The organism is Kribbella sp. NPDC000426 (genome assembly GCF_040300265.1).
In the GTDB taxonomy this organism is placed as follows: Bacteria; Actinomycetota; Actinomycetes; order Propionibacteriales; family Kribbellaceae; genus Kribbella.
In genome coordinates this window covers 64,331-79,828 of the sequence record NZ_JBEPDK010000002.1, presented here as the reverse complement: position 1 = coordinate 79,828, position 15,498 = coordinate 64,331, and the positions used below count along the sequence as shown (strand labels likewise).

18 protein-coding genes and 1 tRNA gene are annotated in these 15,498 nt (G+C 67.9%); 11 read left to right on the top strand and 8 right to left on the bottom strand.

From position 1 onward, the window contains the following. Positions 1 to 20: 20 nt before the first annotated feature. Complete coding sequence (locus ABT313_RS08240; protein ID WP_350850053.1) at positions 21 to 803, top strand: hypothetical protein; 783 nt, start codon at positions 21 to 23, stop codon at positions 801 to 803. A 95-nt stretch (positions 804 to 898) separates the two neighbouring features. Then, complete coding sequence (locus ABT313_RS08235; protein WP_134096839.1) at positions 899 to 1,102, top strand: cold-shock protein; 204 nt, start codon at positions 899 to 901, stop codon at positions 1,100 to 1,102. 22 nt (positions 1,103 to 1,124) lie between these two features. Here ABT313_RS08235 and ABT313_RS08230 read toward each other — a convergent pair whose 3' ends face one another. Then, positions 1,125 to 1,607 carry a GNAT family N-acetyltransferase gene (locus ABT313_RS08230; protein ID WP_350850050.1) on the bottom strand — a complete coding sequence of 161 codons (483 nt, stop codon included), beginning with the start codon at positions 1,605 to 1,607 and terminating at the stop codon, positions 1,125 to 1,127. A gap of 188 nt (positions 1,608 to 1,795) precedes the next feature. Between ABT313_RS08230 and ABT313_RS08225 the strand changes: the two genes are divergently transcribed. From ABT313_RS08225 to ABT313_RS08205, 5 genes are all read left to right on the top strand, one after another. Further along, positions 1,796 to 2,689 carry a class I SAM-dependent methyltransferase gene (locus ABT313_RS08225; protein WP_350850048.1) on the top strand — a complete coding sequence of 298 codons (894 nt, stop codon included), beginning with the start codon at positions 1,796 to 1,798 and terminating at the stop codon, positions 2,687 to 2,689. A gap of 51 nt (positions 2,690 to 2,740) precedes the next feature. Continuing rightward, the gene (gene orn / locus ABT313_RS08220; RefSeq protein ID WP_130445356.1) at positions 2,741 to 3,361 is read left to right on the top strand and encodes an oligoribonuclease; all 621 of its coding nucleotides are present in this window, start codon (positions 2,741 to 2,743) and stop codon (positions 3,359 to 3,361) included. A gap of 68 nt (positions 3,362 to 3,429) precedes the next feature. Beyond that, positions 3,430 to 3,502 (top strand) — tRNA-His (locus tag ABT313_RS08215). A gap of 453 nt (positions 3,503 to 3,955) precedes the next feature. Then, positions 3,956 to 4,444 (top strand): SigE family RNA polymerase sigma factor, encoded by a 489-nt coding sequence (locus ABT313_RS08210; protein ID WP_350850046.1) that lies wholly within the window; start codon positions 3,956 to 3,958, stop codon positions 4,442 to 4,444. A 14-nt stretch (positions 4,445 to 4,458) separates the two neighbouring features. Then, the gene (locus tag ABT313_RS08205; RefSeq protein ID WP_350850044.1) at positions 4,459 to 5,247 is read left to right on the top strand and encodes a hypothetical protein; all 789 of its coding nucleotides are present in this window, start codon (positions 4,459 to 4,461) and stop codon (positions 5,245 to 5,247) included. On the opposite strand, the gene ABT313_RS08200 is transcribed toward ABT313_RS08205, so the two are convergent. The 3 genes from ABT313_RS08200 to ABT313_RS08190 are packed head-to-tail and all read right to left on the bottom strand — an operon-like array spanning position 5,228 to position 8,575. Next, complete coding sequence (locus ABT313_RS08200; protein ID WP_350850042.1) at positions 5,228 to 6,109, bottom strand: dihydrodipicolinate synthase family protein; 882 nt, start codon at positions 6,107 to 6,109, stop codon at positions 5,228 to 5,230. The genes ABT313_RS08205 and ABT313_RS08200 overlap by 20 nt on opposite strands. Then, a complete protein-coding gene (locus ABT313_RS08195; RefSeq protein WP_350850041.1) occupies positions 6,106 to 7,926 on the bottom strand; it encodes an MGH1-like glycoside hydrolase domain-containing protein in 1,821 nt (606 codons plus the stop codon). Before ABT313_RS08195 ends, ABT313_RS08200 begins: the two co-directional genes overlap by 4 nt. 37 nt (positions 7,927 to 7,963) lie before the next feature. Next, positions 7,964 to 8,575 (bottom strand): MarC family protein, encoded by a 612-nt coding sequence (locus tag ABT313_RS08190; RefSeq protein ID WP_350850039.1) that lies wholly within the window; start codon positions 8,573 to 8,575, stop codon positions 7,964 to 7,966. A 47-nt stretch (positions 8,576 to 8,622) separates the two neighbouring features. On the opposite strand from ABT313_RS08190, the gene ABT313_RS08185 reads away from it, so the two are divergent. After that, positions 8,623 to 8,973: a thioesterase family protein gene (locus ABT313_RS08185; protein WP_350850037.1), complete on the top strand. Its 351-nt coding sequence runs from the start codon at positions 8,623 to 8,625 to the stop codon at positions 8,971 to 8,973. Here ABT313_RS08185 and ABT313_RS08180 read toward each other — a convergent pair. Then, positions 8,970 to 9,956 carry a cation diffusion facilitator family transporter gene (locus ABT313_RS08180; RefSeq protein ID WP_350850035.1) on the bottom strand — a complete coding sequence of 329 codons (987 nt, stop codon included), beginning with the start codon at positions 9,954 to 9,956 and terminating at the stop codon, positions 8,970 to 8,972. The two genes, ABT313_RS08185 and ABT313_RS08180, sit on opposite strands and share 4 nt — an antisense overlap. Before the next feature lie 28 nt (positions 9,957 to 9,984). Further along, positions 9,985 to 10,332: an antibiotic biosynthesis monooxygenase family protein gene (locus ABT313_RS08175; RefSeq protein WP_350850033.1), complete on the bottom strand. Its 348-nt coding sequence runs from the start codon at positions 10,330 to 10,332 to the stop codon at positions 9,985 to 9,987. A gap of 93 nt (positions 10,333 to 10,425) precedes the next feature. Between ABT313_RS08175 and ABT313_RS08170 the strand changes: the two genes are divergently transcribed. Continuing rightward, a complete protein-coding gene (locus ABT313_RS08170) occupies positions 10,426 to 11,286 on the top strand; it encodes a TetR/AcrR family transcriptional regulator (RefSeq protein ID WP_350850031.1) in 861 nt (286 codons plus the stop codon). Positions 11,287 to 11,289: 3 nt separating this feature from the next. Here the strand turns inward: ABT313_RS08170 and ABT313_RS08165 are convergent, their stop codons facing one another. Then, positions 11,290 to 11,919: a response regulator gene (locus tag ABT313_RS08165; protein WP_350850029.1), complete on the bottom strand. Its 630-nt coding sequence runs from the start codon at positions 11,917 to 11,919 to the stop codon at positions 11,290 to 11,292. Then, positions 11,916 to 13,064, bottom strand: a complete 1,149-nt coding sequence (locus tag ABT313_RS08160) for a sensor histidine kinase (protein WP_350850027.1) — start codon at positions 13,062 to 13,064, stop codon at positions 11,916 to 11,918. The genes ABT313_RS08165 and ABT313_RS08160 overlap by 4 nt, the downstream gene beginning before the upstream one ends. A 214-nt stretch (positions 13,065 to 13,278) precedes the next feature. Here ABT313_RS08160 and ABT313_RS08155 point away from each other — a divergent pair, with 214 nt between their 5' ends. Both ABT313_RS08155 and ABT313_RS08150 read left to right on the top strand, forming a co-directional pair. Then, positions 13,279 to 14,235 carry an SMP-30/gluconolactonase/LRE family protein gene (locus tag ABT313_RS08155; RefSeq protein ID WP_350850025.1) on the top strand — a complete coding sequence of 319 codons (957 nt, stop codon included), beginning with the start codon at positions 13,279 to 13,281 and terminating at the stop codon, positions 14,233 to 14,235. Positions 14,236 to 14,363: 128 nt separating this feature from the next. Continuing rightward, positions 14,364 to 15,485, top strand: a complete 1,122-nt coding sequence (locus ABT313_RS08150) for an ankyrin repeat domain-containing protein (protein WP_350850023.1) — start codon at positions 14,364 to 14,366, stop codon at positions 15,483 to 15,485. Positions 15,486 to 15,498: the final 13 nt, after the last annotated feature.

Here is a 15,498-nt window from a genome sequence, read left to right as displayed (position 1 = left end):
CCGGTTGGCAGGATGGCCGGATGATGGTTTGGATCGGTGGCGCGCCAGGCGCGGGGAAGTCGACGATCGCTCGGGACCTGGCGCGGCGGGGTGACCTGCCGCTGCACCCGATCGACCTGTGGACGTACGCACACCTGGACCGGATGCCGCCGGCCCGGCCGCTCGCGGAGGACCTGGCCGAGGGGCCGCAGTACGCCGCAGATGCCTTCGTGCAGATCGCGCGGTTGCGGCTGGAGCTCGTCGCCGAGGACGTGCGGGAGCGTGCGCTGGGCGACGTACCTGCGCTGGTCGAAGGGCCGCAGCTCTTCCCGTCGATGGCTGACGACGTCACGGCGGCAGTGTGGTTGGTGCCGGACGCGGAGCAGACCAGGCGCGCCCGGGAGGAGCGGCTGGCCCGGGCGGACGACCCAGCTGGTCGCGCCCGGTTGGAGAGTCTGCTGGCGCGGGACGCCGTACTGGCCGATCGGGTACGGCGAGAGGCGGCCGAGCGGGGACGCGCCGTCATCGAGGTTCCAGCCACGCCGGACTGGGCGGCCATCTCGGCCGCTGTCGAGGCGGCGCTGGGTCCGCTGCCACGGCTGGAGGCTGGTGACGAGGTGGCGCGCCAGCGGCGGTACGAGAACCTGGCGGCGTGCCGGCAGGGGCGGTTGTGGCAGGCGGACATCGGGCTGGCCGAGCTGCCGCCGTACCCGTTCGCCTGCGAGTGCGGCACCTCCGGATGCACGCAGGTCTGGTCCGGTACTCCGGACGAGTACGACGCGCGTCGCGGTCAGGGATGGCTGATGACTCACCCAGCGTGCTAGGGTCTATCCGGTTGATGTTTTGCAGTTCCACGTTCGTTTCGAAGCGCCCGCGGATTTGTGATCCGCCGGGCGTTTTGTCGTATCAGGAGAAAATCATGGCTTTGGGAACAGTGAAGTGGTTCAACGGCGAGAAGGGCTTCGGCTTCATCTCCCAGGAGGACGGCGGCGCTGACGTGTTCGTCCACTACTCGGCGATCCAGACGCAGGGCTTCCGCTCGCTGGACGAGAACCAGAAGGTCGAGTTCGAGATCGCTCAGGGCCCGAAGGGTCTGCAGGCGGAGAACGTTCGCCCGATCTGAAGTGCTTGACGGCAGGCCCGGGTCACCGGGCCTGCCGTTCGGTACTCCACAGGTACTCGCCGTCTTCCACCACGTCGGTGCGCGCGAGACCTACCGCCGCTGCCACAGCGGCCGACGCAGTGTGATCCGGATGGACGTGCGCGACGATCCGGTCGATGTTCTGTGCTTGTAGCCAGGTGACGAGTCCCTGGGCTGCTTCTTTCGCATATCCCCGGCCCTGCCACGCGGTGCCGATGACCCAGGCGATCTCCGCCGTACCGCTCGTGATCGTCGCTTGCACGTAGCCGATCAGGTCGTCATCGTGCTGGATCACCCAGTTGAGCCACTCCTCGTCGTCACGGCCCGGCCCTTCGATCTGCCGCGCATAGCGAGCTTCTAGAGCCTCGACGGTCGGCGGCTCGCCACCAGTGAACGTGTAGAGGCTGGGGTCGGCGAGGACTTTCGCCATCTGCCCGGCGTACTCCACCTTCAATGGGAGCAGGGTCAGGCGCGCGGTCGTGATCACTGCGCCACCGTAGCGCCGGGTCGGCGTACCGAACGACGGGTAGTGGTCGGGCCGCTGCGGGTGCGTCAGGCGTGCGGCCGAGCTCGGGTTCGGCGTGTCGCGGCCGCACTACCCGTTCTTCGGTACGCGCTTTGCCGGTCCGGCAACATCAGGCTTGATGCGCCCGGTGGTGGGACCAGACTGTCGGCATGATCGAGATCGATTGGGCTGAAGAGGCCGGGCGGCTGCGTGCGTCCGCGGAGGGCGAAGGCGACTGGAACGCGGCAGTGGCGCGCAGTCTGGTGCGGGACGGCGACAAGGTCGTGGCCGACATCGGCTGTGGCGGCGGAGGGATGGCCAAGGCACTGGCGGAGGCTCTTCCTGGTGCGACGGTGGTCGCTGTCGACGCGGATCCCGACGTACTGGAGCAGGCTCGGCAGCACACCGCCGGACTGGTTCGCTGCGAGCTGGCGTCGATGGACGAGGGTGCAGAGCCGTTGCGTCGGGCAATCGACGCGCCGGCCGACCTGATCTGGGCGTCGGCCTCGGTGCACCACGCTGCCGACCAGCAGGCCGCTGTGGACGCGCTGGCCTCGCTGCTGGCGCCGGGCGGACGGCTGGCGCTCGCCGAGGGCGGACTGCCTGCCCGGTACCTGCCGTGGGACCTCGGGGTCGGAGAGCCCGGGCTGGAGCTGCGGCTGGACCTGGCGCAGGACAGGTGGTTCAAGGTGATGCGGGAGTCACTGCCGGGGTCGGTGCCGATGCCGTACGGGTGGACCGAGGCGCTGACCCGGGCCGGGCTGACCGACGCGACCACGCGGAGCGTGCTGACCGAGACACCGGCGCCGCTGACTCAGGAGCGGCTGGACGGCGTCGTACAGGCGTTCCGGACGCGGATCGCGCGGATGGCCGGCGAGGGGCACGGTCATGGACACGGTCACGGTCATGGGCACGTTGTTGCCGACCAGGAGTGGCTCGATCCGGAGGACCTGGCGGCCTGGAAGCAGTTGCTGGACGCCGACGGACCGTATTACCTCGGACGCCGCCGGGACCTCGCCGTACTGTCCGTCCGCAGCATCCACGTGGGGTACGCGCCGCGCTGACAGGGCACGCCGTCGCAGGAGTGTCGGCGGCTCGCCGTAAGGTGGGTGCCCATGAACGACCGGCTGGTGTGGATCGACTGCGAGATGACCGGCCTCGACCTGGCGGAAGACGCCCTGATCGAGGTCGCCGTGCTCGTCACCGATTACGAACTGAACGTGCTCGGTGACGGAATCGACCTGGTGATCGCTCCACCACCGGCCGCACTCGAGCAGATGGGCGACTTCGTCCGCGACATGCACACCGCCTCCGGGCTGCTCGAAGAGCTCGCCAACGGCATCCCGCTCGCCGACGCCGAGCAGCAGGTGCTCGACTTCATCACGTCGTACGTGAAAGAGCCGCGCAAGGCCGCCCTGGCCGGCAACTCCGTCGGCACCGACCGGACCTTCCTCGTCCGCGACATGCCCCGGGTCGAGTCACACCTGCACTACCGCAACGTCGACGTCAGCTCCATCAAAGAGCTCGTCCGCCGGTGGTATCCCCGCGTCTACTACGCGACCCCGGCCAAGAACGGCAACCACCGCGCCCTCGCCGACATCAGCGAAAGCATCGACGAACTGCGGTACTACCGGCAGACCGTCTTCGTGCCCCAGCCCGGGCCCGACTCCAACGCCGCCCGGGCCGCCGCCAGCCTCATCGCGGCACCCGTCCAGGACACCCAAACCGGCTCCTGACACCTCGATTTCAGCTCCGGACAGTTCGTCGCTATGATTGCTCAGCCGTCGCGGTTCAGACGGCAATGGTGGGTGTAGCTCAGCTGGTAGAGCACCTGGTTGTGGTCCAGGTGGTCGCGGGTTCGAGTCCCGTCACTCACCCGATGGCCGACCCTTGCCAGTCGCTTTCGCGGCAGGCCGGGGTCGGCTTCGTCATTTTGTGCGGCTGCGCTTCGCTTGCCGCAAGCGGGGGCTCCGCCACCCGCACCCCCTGCGCCTTCGCTTCGCTCGGCGGCGGGGGCTGGGTTGGGTGCTTCGCTCGGCGGCGGGGGCTGGGTTGGGTGCTTCGCTCGGCGGCGGGGGCTGGGTTGGGTGCTTCGCTCGGCGGCGGTGGCTGGGTTGGCAGTTCGGTCACCGCTTTGGGGATGGGAGGATGTGGGGGTGAAGGGGTCCGGGAGTATGTGGTTCGGGTACGGGGTTGTCGTGCTTGTGACCTTCGTGGTGGGGTTTCTTGCGTTTGCGGTTTGGGTGCTGGCAAAAGTGTTCTGAGTTGGGTGTGATCTCGGCCTGGGGTTGGTGCGTCTTTAGGGGTGACGCATCGACGAGAGGGTGTGGATGAGATCTACCGAGGAGTTTGAGGAGTTTGCTCGGGCTCGGATACCTCAGTTGTATCGGACTGCCTGGTTGCTGTGTGGGGATCGGCATCATGCTGAGGATCTGGTGCAGGACACGCTCGCGAACCTGCTGAAGACCTGGCATCGGGTCGACAGTCCTGGGGCTTATGCGCGGACGGCTTTGGTCCGCACCTACATCTCTCAGCGGCGTCGGCGGAGTTGGTCTGAGCGGCCTACTGAGGTTGTGCCCGAGGTGGTGGAGCGGGCGGGGGACGTGGAATTGCGTCTGGCCTTGCAGGGGGCGCTTCGGGAACTGGCGCCGTTGGATCGCGCCGTGTTGGTGCTGCGGTTCTTCGAAGATCGCAGCGTCGAGCAGGTGGCGCTTGATCTTGGCAAGAACGCCAGTGCGATCAGTACACGCACCGCTCGCGCCCTGGACCGCCTTCGGGCAGTTCTTGGTGACGAGGCCGTCCAGCTGATCGCGCACTGAACCGAGGAGAAGACATGAACACCCAACTCACCGACCTGATGAACCGGGCCACCGAGAACCTCGAGCCGGTTACAGCCGACCTGCTGGAGCGGTCTGTCGCGCAAGGGCTGCGGCAGCGGCGGCGTCGTACCGTACTGCTCACTGCGAGTGGCGCTGGTGCCGTGTTGGCCACTGCCGGGCTCATTGGCGGAGGGATCCAGCTGCTGAGCTCCCCGGCTGATGCTGGAGTTGCCGGCACTGCTGCTCCGCTGACCAAGCCATCCGTGAAGTCGTCGACCAAGACTCCGCCTGCATCGGTCACACCAACGGAGACGCTCGCCACACTGCGGACGCTGCTTGCGGCGCGTGGGCTGAAGCTCAGCAAGCCTGAGACCTGGGGCGGCGGGGACTTCGCGGGTGCGGCGTACGTCGCTGACGACGGCAAGGGCGGTGCGCGGGTCGACGTGATGCTGTCCGGCGGTGGCGAGGGCAACCCGTGCGTGCCTGTCCGTTCGGGCTGCACCAGGCTAGCCGACGGCTCGGTGCTCTACGTCTCGCCGGTCTCACCGGAGTACACGGACGGCCGCCAGGCGCAGCACGGCGTCGTCAGCCGCTACGTGACGCTGTTCCGCAAAGACGGCCGCAACATCAACCTCACCAGCTACAACGCGCCGGATGAGAAGGGCCAGAACCACACCCGGCAGAACCCGATCCTGTCCGGGTCCGAGCTGTCCGAGCTGGCCAAGAGCAAGTCCTGGAAGCTCCCGGCGGTCAACACCCTCAAGCCGGCGGGCAAGTCGTCGCTTAAGGCCAAGACGAAGTAGCTCGCGGGAGCAGGTGATCTTCCACTGGGCCGATGAGGTCCGTCAGGTGGCGGACCTCATCGGTCGTGCAGGGGGCGAGCGGCGGCGCACAGTGGGGTGGGCACAGGCCGCGTGTGTTCAGCAGTGCTTTGACCGTCGGTACGCCGGGGCGCACCGTGTGGATCTTCGTCAGCGCAGTGGACAGCTCCTGCAGGTGATCGAGATCAGCGCCCGGGGCAACCATCTGCAGTGCGAGCCCGGGTGCGAGGTTGGCGATGCCTGGCGTGATGCCGTGCGCACCAGCGCGTACGGCGTCTGCCAGGCCCTGCTCGTCTCCCTGGCTGACCTCGATCCCGAGCGAGAGCAGGTACCGCAGCATCTCCGGGTCGCCGGACGAGTCCTTGACGCCGGCCAGGTAGGGCTGCGCGCCGCTTGCAGACTCCGGGGTGAGCAGCGTCGAGCGGGGCGTGTTGTAGGCGATGACCGGCAGACCCCGCCGGCTCAAGGCCTCGAAGTGGGCGACCACCTCGTCGGGGCGATGCTTGAAGAAGGTCGGCGGGCTCGACACGATCGCATCCGTACCCGCCGCGGCAGCATCATCCGTGCGCCGCGCGGCCTCCGCCGTACCGGGTGCTGTGACGTTGACCAGGATCGTCCCGCCGGGCACCAGGTCCCGCCAGCGCTTCACCACGCCGGCCGTGAACTCGCCGGACTCCTCGGCCGGGATCAGCGGGCCTTCACCGTTGCTGCCGAGCAGCATCAACCGACGTACGCCGACCGAAGCCATTGCCGTGAGCAACTTCTCCGCGGCGTCGGCGGATGGCACCCCGGGCGCTGACATCGGCGTCACCAACGGCACGACCACGCCACTCAGCAGACTCATCCCTGCCACCTCTCGTCGTCGAACAACGTGACCTCGCCCCGCTCCATCAACACGATCAGGCTGAGCAGCGCGCCCCACGACTGGAACGGCTCACTGTTCGGCTTGTCGCAGGCGGCGCCATGCACGCTCGAGTAGTTCTCGTGGATGTGACGGTGCTCGCGCCACTCCTTCAGCACGAGCCGTGCGCTGCCCTCGGCGAGCCAGGCCGCGGCGTCCTTCTCCCCCGCCCGCCGCAGGCCCAGGTACACAAGGAAGTTCACCGGCGGCCAGGCGCGCAGCTCCCAGTACGACGTGTCCTTGAGCTCGATCTTCTCCTTGCGTGGAGAGGTCGGCAGGATCCACTCGCCGCCGAACCCGTCATCGGCGAGCAGGTGTTCGGCCAGCATGCGGCCTTGTCGCTGAACTCCGACCCCGGCCAGCAGCGGGTAGAAGCTCATTGTCGACAACCGCTGGGTGAGCTGGCCCGTGTCGGTTCGCCGGCTGCGATAGATGCCAGTGGTCTCGTCCCACAAGGTCTCCATCGCTTCGACGACGGTGTCGTGCCGTGCCCGCAACTCGGAGGCCGCATCCGTCGCGCCGAGGATTTCCGCGATCTCCGCGAGCGATTCGCAGTCCACGGCGTACAGGCTGTTGAGGCCGACATCGTGCGCCGCCAGCAGGCTCTTGTTCTGGTCGAACGGCACGTCGTCGAAAACCGGATGCCCATCCCAGCCGCTCTCGCAGGTCGCACCGAAGTGCTGATGGATCCGCGGGATGTCCTGCGGCGACGGGTACTCGGGGTCGAAGTAGGTCGAGCCCGCGCAGAGAAGCTCGCCGTCGCGGCGGACGCGCCACCACCAGCGGTTCCAGGACAGCAGCGTGTCGAAGCACTCTTCCAGGAACCAGCGGTCATCGAACCGCCGGTACAGCTCGAGGGCCGTCATCGACCCGACCGGGGGCTGCGAACCGTCGTACGTCTTGCGGCCGGTGCCCTGCTCGACGTTCGGGACGAAACCTTCCGGGGTGACGGCACGGAGCATCTCGACGACGTTGAGGTAGGCAACGGCCTTGCTGTTCGGCGCCGCCAGGAGAGCATTGAAGAACGCGTCCCAGCAGAACAGCGCGTAGCCGCCGCGCTTGCCGACGTTCCAGAGGCGGCTGACACCCGTGATCACGCGCGACTTGGACGGCTCGTAGATGGTGTTCCAGGAGATCGAATCGCGGACGATCTCCTGGTGCGCCGTGCTCGCCGTGCTCTGTGCTGCGGGCGCTATCAGGTCGGCGATCTCGGCAAGGGTGCGCGGCCGGCCTGTGCTCACGCCGACAGCTTGTGACAGATCCAAGGCGAGGTACGGGCCGTCGATGTCGCAGTACGGGTCGTCCACATGCGGCGTGGTCGCGTAGACCTCGACGGTGCGTTCTGCAGTGGCCCGGATGCGGTCGGGCTCGCGGACGACCGTGCCGGCGCGGTTCCAGAGATAGCTGACGCCGACCGTGAACAGCGCGCTCTTCGGCTGGTTGGCCGTTGGCGTCACCAGCACCACCAGGTCCTCGCCGGCGTGCGCAGTCTGGACGCGGATCGTGATGCCGGCCCAGGTCAGCGTGGTCTCGGTGTAGCTGCCGTCGTACGCGTGCGGGCCGAGAGTCACGGTCTCGGCGCCATCGGTCCGGCGGCCGATCTGCGTCGTACGCAGCGACGTACCGCGGTAGTACTCCTTCAATCCGAAGGAGAGTCCGAGCGCGTCCGGGAGCAGGACCTGGGTGAGCACACTGCGGGTGTCCCAGGTGTTCCAGCCACGCGCCACATCGTCCTGAAGCCGGTCGTACTCGATCGTCATCCCACCAGCCTTGCACCGGAATCGATGCTAATGCGAATTACTTCACGGCGAGTACGCCGTGCGTCACGAGCTCGACGCCGATCGCCAGGGTCAGGAACCCGATGATCCGGCTGAGCGCGCCGAGTCCCGTCGGGCCGAGCTTGTCGACCAACGGCGTACCGAAACGCAGCAGGACGGCGACGAGACCGGCGACGACGACGCCCGCGACGATCACGCTCAGCCGGTTCGTGATCCCGGGGTGGCGCGCGGTCAGTGCGATCACCACGCCGATCGCGCCCGGCCCGGCGATCAGCGGCAACGCCATCGGCGAGAACGACACGTCGGGCTTCGCGACGCCGTGCGTCTTCTCGTCGTCGGTCAGCGTCTCGCGGGAGACGATCATCCCGAAGCCGGAATGCGCGACAACGAGGCCGCCGGCGATCTGCAGCGCCGGCAGGCCGATGCCGAGCCCCTCCAGCACCAGCGTGCCGAGCAGCGCGAACACGGTCAGGATCCCGAGCACGTAGACCCCGGTCATCACCGCCTGCCGCCTCATCGACGCGCGGCCGACGCCTTCGGTCAGACCCGCGAAGGTGGCCAGCGCGCCGATCGGATTCGTGATCGGCAACAATGCAGCCAACGCTGAAATTGCCACGTGTACGGGCTCCACGGGCGGGAGCGTACACCCGTCGACGGGCCGAGAAGGGGCAGCTTGCCGTGCGCCACGAAGTGACACCCGCGGACACCGCGCTCGCGGTCGGCAGTGGGGACGTCGAGGTCCTCGCCACACCGCGCCTGCTGACCTGGCTGGAGTACGCGACCGCCCAGCTCGCCCTGCGCGTGCTCGATCCTGCTCAGACCTCGGTCGGTACGGCGGTTCGCATCCGCCACCGGCTGCCGACCCGCGTCGGCGACACCGTGAACATCGTCGCGGACGATCCTGTTGTGGACGGCCGCCAACTGCTCTTCCGGGTCCGGGCCACGAACTCGGCCGGCCAGCTCATCGCGGACGGCGAGCTGGAACGGGTCGTGGTGGACCGCGAGCGCTTCCTCGCCAGCGTGCCCTAAGCGGGGTCGACGTACCAGGCTGGTAGCTGGCTCGGCTGGAGACTGGTGGCGTCGCCGGGCCGGGAAAGCGTGAGGATCGCCTGCTGGATCTCCTTGCGTTCGTTGAGCGCGTCCTCGATCGCGTACAGGCGGGCGGCGACCTCGGACTCGGACTCGTTGCCGGTGACGTCGACCGCGGCGACCATGAAGATCCGGTCGGCGCCGACCCACTCCATGTGCAGGAACGTGATCCGCTCGATGTCCTCGTGCGCGAGCAGCGCGCGGAGCACCCGGTTCCGCGCGAGCGGCGTCACCGCCTCGCCGGTCAGGAAGTCCATGTTCCGGCTGATCAGGAACAGCGCGACCACACCGAGCAGGATGCCGACCACGATCGACCCCACCGCATCCCAGGCCGCGTTGCCGGTGAGCTGGTGCATGAGGATCGCCAGCGCGGCGATCAGGATGCCGATCAGCGCGGACAGGTCCTCGACGAACACGGCCCGCAGTACCGGGTTCGATGTGAGTCGAACGTACCGCCACGGCCTGATCATCCGCTCCAGCGCACCGGCTTTCGTCTGCCTCAACGCCTGTGTGAACGAGATCCCCTCGAGCACGAACGAGACCCCGAGCACGGCGTACGCCCAGCCGTACGACGTACCGTCCGCCTCGCCGTGCTGGAGCGACTGGATGCCGTGCCAGACCGAGACCGCGGCGCCGACCGTGAACAGGCCGAAGGCGGCGAACATCGACCAGATGTAGCCGACCCGCCCGTACCCGAGCGGGTGCGTCTGATCGGCCGGCTTCTGCGCCCGCCGCTCCCCGACCAGCAGGAAGATCTCGTTGCCGGTGTCGGCCCAGGAGTGCGCCGCCTCGGCCGTCATCGAGGCGGACCCGGTGATCACGGCGACCACCGACTTCGCGGCTGCGATCAACAGGTTCGCGCACAGCGCTACCAGCACTGTCAGGAGGCTTTCGCTCCCGACCGCCTCGTCCTCGGTGCTCACACCACGACACTAATGCCCCGCCGGCGGTCTACCCGACTGCCGTGACGACCTCGAACAAGAGTGGCGCGCTCGGGAACTCGGCCCACTCGGGCCGGGTCACGACACGGCGGAACTCGTCGGTCCCGTGCGCCGCCCGGAAGTCCGCCTCGGACCGCCAGTTGGCGACGTTGACCCACCGGTACTCCGCGTCGGACGAGATCACCCGGTGAAGACGCAACGACACGAACCCCGGCTGCGCCATGAAGTACTTGCTGGTCTCGGTCCACAGCGCCTGAAACGCCTCGTCCCGCTCTGGCCGCACCGCGAACCGATTCATCAACGTGACCAGCCCGTCCCCCGTAGGCGCGATCCGCTGCTCCGCCGACATCTGATTCATGTCCACTCCTCCCCTTTATTGCACTGGTGTGCAATGACTGCACTCCGGTATACTCACATCTGCCATCACCCGTCAAGAGGAATCGAGGAACCGGTGAGCGACAACGGCGGCGTACGGAACCAGACGCTCGGTGCCGCAGCCGAGTCCGGCCGCGTTCGCCAGCGACGCCGGACCCGAGCCGCAATCGTCAACGCCGCCGCGGACCTCCTCCGCCAGGGCCAGACCTCACCCGGCATCAACGAAATCGCCGAAGCCGCCGACGTCTCCCGCCGCACGATCTACCAGTACTTCCCCACCCTCGACCAACTGCTGCTAGACGCAACCCTCGGCCTACTAACCCAAACCAACATCGACGCAGCCATAGAAGCCGCCTCCCACCAAGCCGAAGCCTCCGCCCACACCGACACACCTGGCCCCGCAGACCCAACCGCGCACGCCAATCCACCTGCGGGCGTCGACGCCATCGCCCGCGTGGACGCGATGATCCGAGCCCTGGCCGACGCAGCCGCCTCCTCCCTCCCCCTCGGCCGCTCCCTCATCCGCCTAACCATCGACACCCCCGCCACCGACTCACCCTCGGGCGCCACGACCGTGGGCAACACCACGCCCACCACCCGCGACGACACGAGCCCCGCTGACCCCACCGTCGGCGACAGCACGCCCGGCAACCCCACCGCCGTCACCAGCGATGAGCACGCCGGCGCGCCGAAGCGGGGTTATCGGCGGATCGCCTGGATCGAGCGGGCTCTCGACCCGCTCCGCGCCGAACTGGACGACGACCTCTTCGAGCAGCTCGTCTCCGGGATCGCGATGGTAGTCGGCTGGGAAGCCCTCATCGTCCTCCAGGACCTGCGCGGTCTCGCGCCTGACGCCCAGACCCACGCCTCCACCTGGGCCGCACGCTCACTGATCCAGTCAACCCTCGACGAGCAGCACCGCCGGACCACACCCTGACCCTCACTCCGCCCGCCCCTCGGGACGGATGATGCGCTGCTCAATCGCACGAGCCACCGCGGCAGCCCGCGTATCGACCTCCAGCTTGGAATAGATGTGCGCGAGATGAGACTTGATCGTCGCCTCACTGACAAACAGCTTGCGAGACAACGTGCGATTGGACATCCCCATCGCGAGCAGACCAAGGATCTCCACCTCGCGATCAGTCAACGTCGGCCCTGACCGTCGTACCAGCCGAGCGGCAACAGCCGGAGCAAGCACGGTTTCCCCACGAGCAGTACCGCGAATCGCCCGGAACAACTCGTCCGGCGGAGCATCCTTCAGCAGGTACCCAGACGCCCCCGCATCGATCGCGCTCATGATGTCGGCCTCGGTGTCGTACGTCGTCAGCACAAGCACATACGGCGGCTCAGGCAACGAGCGCAACCGCGCAGTCGTCTCAGCGCCGCCCGGCCCCGCGCCAAGATTGAGATCCATCAGCACGACGTCCGGGTGCAACGCGGCGACAAGCTGCTCCGCACTGCGCGCATCGGACGCCTCACCAACCACGGACAGGTCCTCCTGCCCTTCAAGGATTGCCCGGACCCCCGCGCGCACGACAGGATGGTCGTCGACGAGCGCTACCTTGATCACGGCTGCTCCGCAGGTCGAGTCTGGGACGGATCCTGCAGCGGATCCTTCAACGCAGAGTTCGATGAACTAATCAGTGGGATCGACGCAGCCAGGGCAGTGCCTTCTCCCGGTTCGCTTTCGAGCACGAGCGTTCCTCCCAGTTGTTTCAGCCGTTCACGAATCCCGGCCAATCCGTGGCCGCGATCGGAGTCCATCTTGGCTGAAATCCGCGGAAGGCCTCGTCCGTTATCCACAACGTCGAGAACGACGGCATCTGGCTGATACGTCAACGTCACAACGGATTCGGTCGCCTCCGCGTGCTCAAGCACATTGGCCAGCGCACCGCGTGCCGTGCGCAGCAACGCGGTCTCCATCTCCGACCCGAGAGCGACCGGCTCACCGTGCACCACGACGCGAACCGTGGTCTCGCTGTGGGCAGACAGGCGCTCGCAGCTCTTCCGGAGAGCGTCCGGTAGACCTGCGGCCAGTTCGGCCGGCGCAAGGTCGCGGACAACTCGCCGTACCTCGTCCAAGCCATCACGTGCCGTGGCTGCGGCTTGAGCCGCATGCCCACGCGCTGCCTCCGGTCTGTCGTCCCACTCGCGCTCGGCCGCCTGCAGCAGCAGATTGATGCTCGACAGCCCCTGCGCCACGCTGTCGTGGATCTCGCGTGACAACCGCGCCCGCTCCGCCAGAGCACCGGCCTGGTGCTGTGCGTCGGCCAGGTCACCCTCTGCCGCATGCAACTCGTCCAAGAGCGCCTGCCTGGCCAGCGCGTCCCGCTCCAATGCCCGATAGGCGCCTACGGCAAGTACGGCGATGCAGACCGGTCCCAGCACGATCGTCGGATCGAGCCGGTCGGCCATGCGGCTCCACTGCACCACGGTGACGACCACCATGCCCGCAACGACCACGCAGGCCGCACGGAACGGCAGCACGCGCAGAGCAACGAACGACAGCGGCACGGCGCACCATGCGAACGACGGCGCCAGCAAGACCAGTGCGCACCACTCAAGAACCAGCAACGCGAGCCACACCTTGGCAGGCAGCACCCGGTACGCCGCGTACGTCGCCAGCAGCAGTCCGGCTCCTGCAAGCACCCACGGCGCCCGGTCGCCGAAGCCGTGACCCGTCAGGTAACGGACAGCCGACGCCAGCACCAGCACGACCAGCGCCGCATGCAGTGCGGTCGCCAGTCGGTTCACCTGGCTCAGGATCGCCTTTGTACTGGTCATGGTTCAGCTGATGTTAGGCCCGGCGGACCGCGATCCGAATCATCCGTTCGGCTATCTGATGGTGGCCAAACACCCGTCGTACCGCCCTCCCCCGCGGACGGAAGCTTGGCGCAGACCGAAATCCACGACCGTTTGAGAGGTCCGCATGTCCGTCCGCTCCGTCTCCGCCACCCTCGCGCTCTCAGCCACACTCCTCGGCGTGGGCGCGTCCACTGCCTCCGCCACTCGACCGAGTACGTACGAGCTGCCCGGTGACGCCGGCGGATCGAAGTTCGAAGGCATCGGGTACGACGCCCGTACGCAGAGCTACTACGTGTCCGAGACGACCGGCGGTGAGATCCACCGCGGCCAGCTGCGCTCCACGACCGCGACCGAGTGGCTCAAGGGCGACGGCACCGACAGTCGCTGGACCGCGCGCGGCGTGACCGTCGACGCCCGCGGCCGGGTCTACGTCGCCGGTGGTCCGAACGGGATCGACCACCCCGGCGCGCCGGACCTGTGGGTGTACGACCACGACGGCCGGCTGCTCGCGGCGCTGCGGACCGGCGTACCTAACGCGTTCTTGAACGATCTGGTGATCGGACCGGACGGCGCGGCATACGTGACGAACTCGAATGCCCCGCAGATCTTCCGCGTCGCCGAGCGGCACGGCCAGTGGACCATCCAGACCTGGGCGGACGCGACCGCGACGATCCCGGTGGCGACGGGCTTCAACCTGGGCGGCATCGTGCTGTCACCGGACCGCAGAGCGCTGGTTGTGGCCCAGGGCAACGTTGGGAAGCTGTGGCGCTTCGACCTCCGCACCGGTGCGGTGACCGGTGTCGATACGGTCGGGGCCGATCTGGTCAACGCGGACGGGCTTGTGCAGCAGGGCAACAGCCTCTGGGTCGTGCGCAACTTCTCCCGCGTCCTGAGCACGTTGCATCTTTCGGCCGATGGACGGACCGCACGGCTCGTGTCGGCGACCCCGACCGATCCCGACCGGGTGCTGACGACGGCTAAGCTTGCGCAGGGGCGGCTGCTGGTGGTCGACAGCATGTTCGACGAGACGACCGCGGTGCCGCCGTACCAGGTCATCACGCTGACCCCGCCGCGGCGATGAAGCGCCGGCCGATCGCCGTGGCCGCTGTCCTGCTGATGGCGGTGACCACCGCGTGTTCCACTGAGACCAGCACTGCGCCCAGCGCGTCGCCTTCGTCGTCTACGCCTTCCCCAGTGAGGAGCACGTCTGTGCCGTCCACGCTTGACAGTCAGCTCATCGCCGCCGCGTGGAAGAACAATGTCCCCGAGGCTCGTCGTCTGATCACTGCGGGGGCGAACGTCAATGCAGTCGACGACACCGTCCAGAGCGCGTTCCTGATCGCCGCGAGCGAGGGTCACCTGGAGCTCCTCAATCTCACCCTCGCCAATGGCGGCGACGTCCGCAGCCTCGACAGCTACCACGGCACCGCCCTGATCCGCGCCGCCGAACGAGGTCACGCCGCGGTAGTCGGCCGCCTCATCCAGGCCGGCGTACCGGTCGACCATGTCAACAACCTCGGCTGGACCGCCCTGCACGAGGCAGTCATCCTCGGCAAGGGCACACCTCAGTACGTCGACACCGTCCGCCTCCTCATCGCCGCTGGCGCAGATCCCACCAAACCAGCCGCCACCGACGGCACCACCCCGCTACAAGCCGCCAATGACCGCGGCCAAACCGCAGTCAGCGCCGCCCTAGATACAAAACGACCCCCCGCCGCAACTACCAACCCTGCGCCATCCTCCAGCGAAGCGCTCCTCAGCGCTGCGGCCGCGGGAGACGCGAACAAGGTCGCGGTGACGCTGGCCGCCGGCGCGCCGCTCGAGTCGCGCGACAGCCACCGCCGTACCGCGCTCCTGCTCGCGTCGCTCAACGACCACGTCGACGCGGCCCGCCTGCTTGTCCAGCTCGGCGCCGACCCTGACGCACAGGACGACCGGCAAGACTCCGCATGGCTCGTCACCGGCGTCACCGGCAGCGTCGCGATGCTGGAGACCCTTCTCCCGGCCAACCCCGACCTGACCCTCCGCAACCGCTTCGGCGGCATCTCAGTCATTCCAGCCAGCGAACGCGGCCACGTCCATTACGTCCGCCGCGTCGTCAAAACCAAGACCAACCTCAACCACGTCAACAACCTGGGCTGGACCGCCCTCCTGGAGGCGATCATCCTCGGCAAAGGCACCAAGCCCTGGCAACAAATCGTCCAGATCCTCATCGACTCCGGCGCCAACCCCAACCTCCCCGACGCCAACGGCGTAACCCCCCTCCAGCACGCCATCTCCCACAACTACACCCAAATAGCCACCACCCTCCAAAGAGCAGGAGCCCACTAACCACCCCACCCCG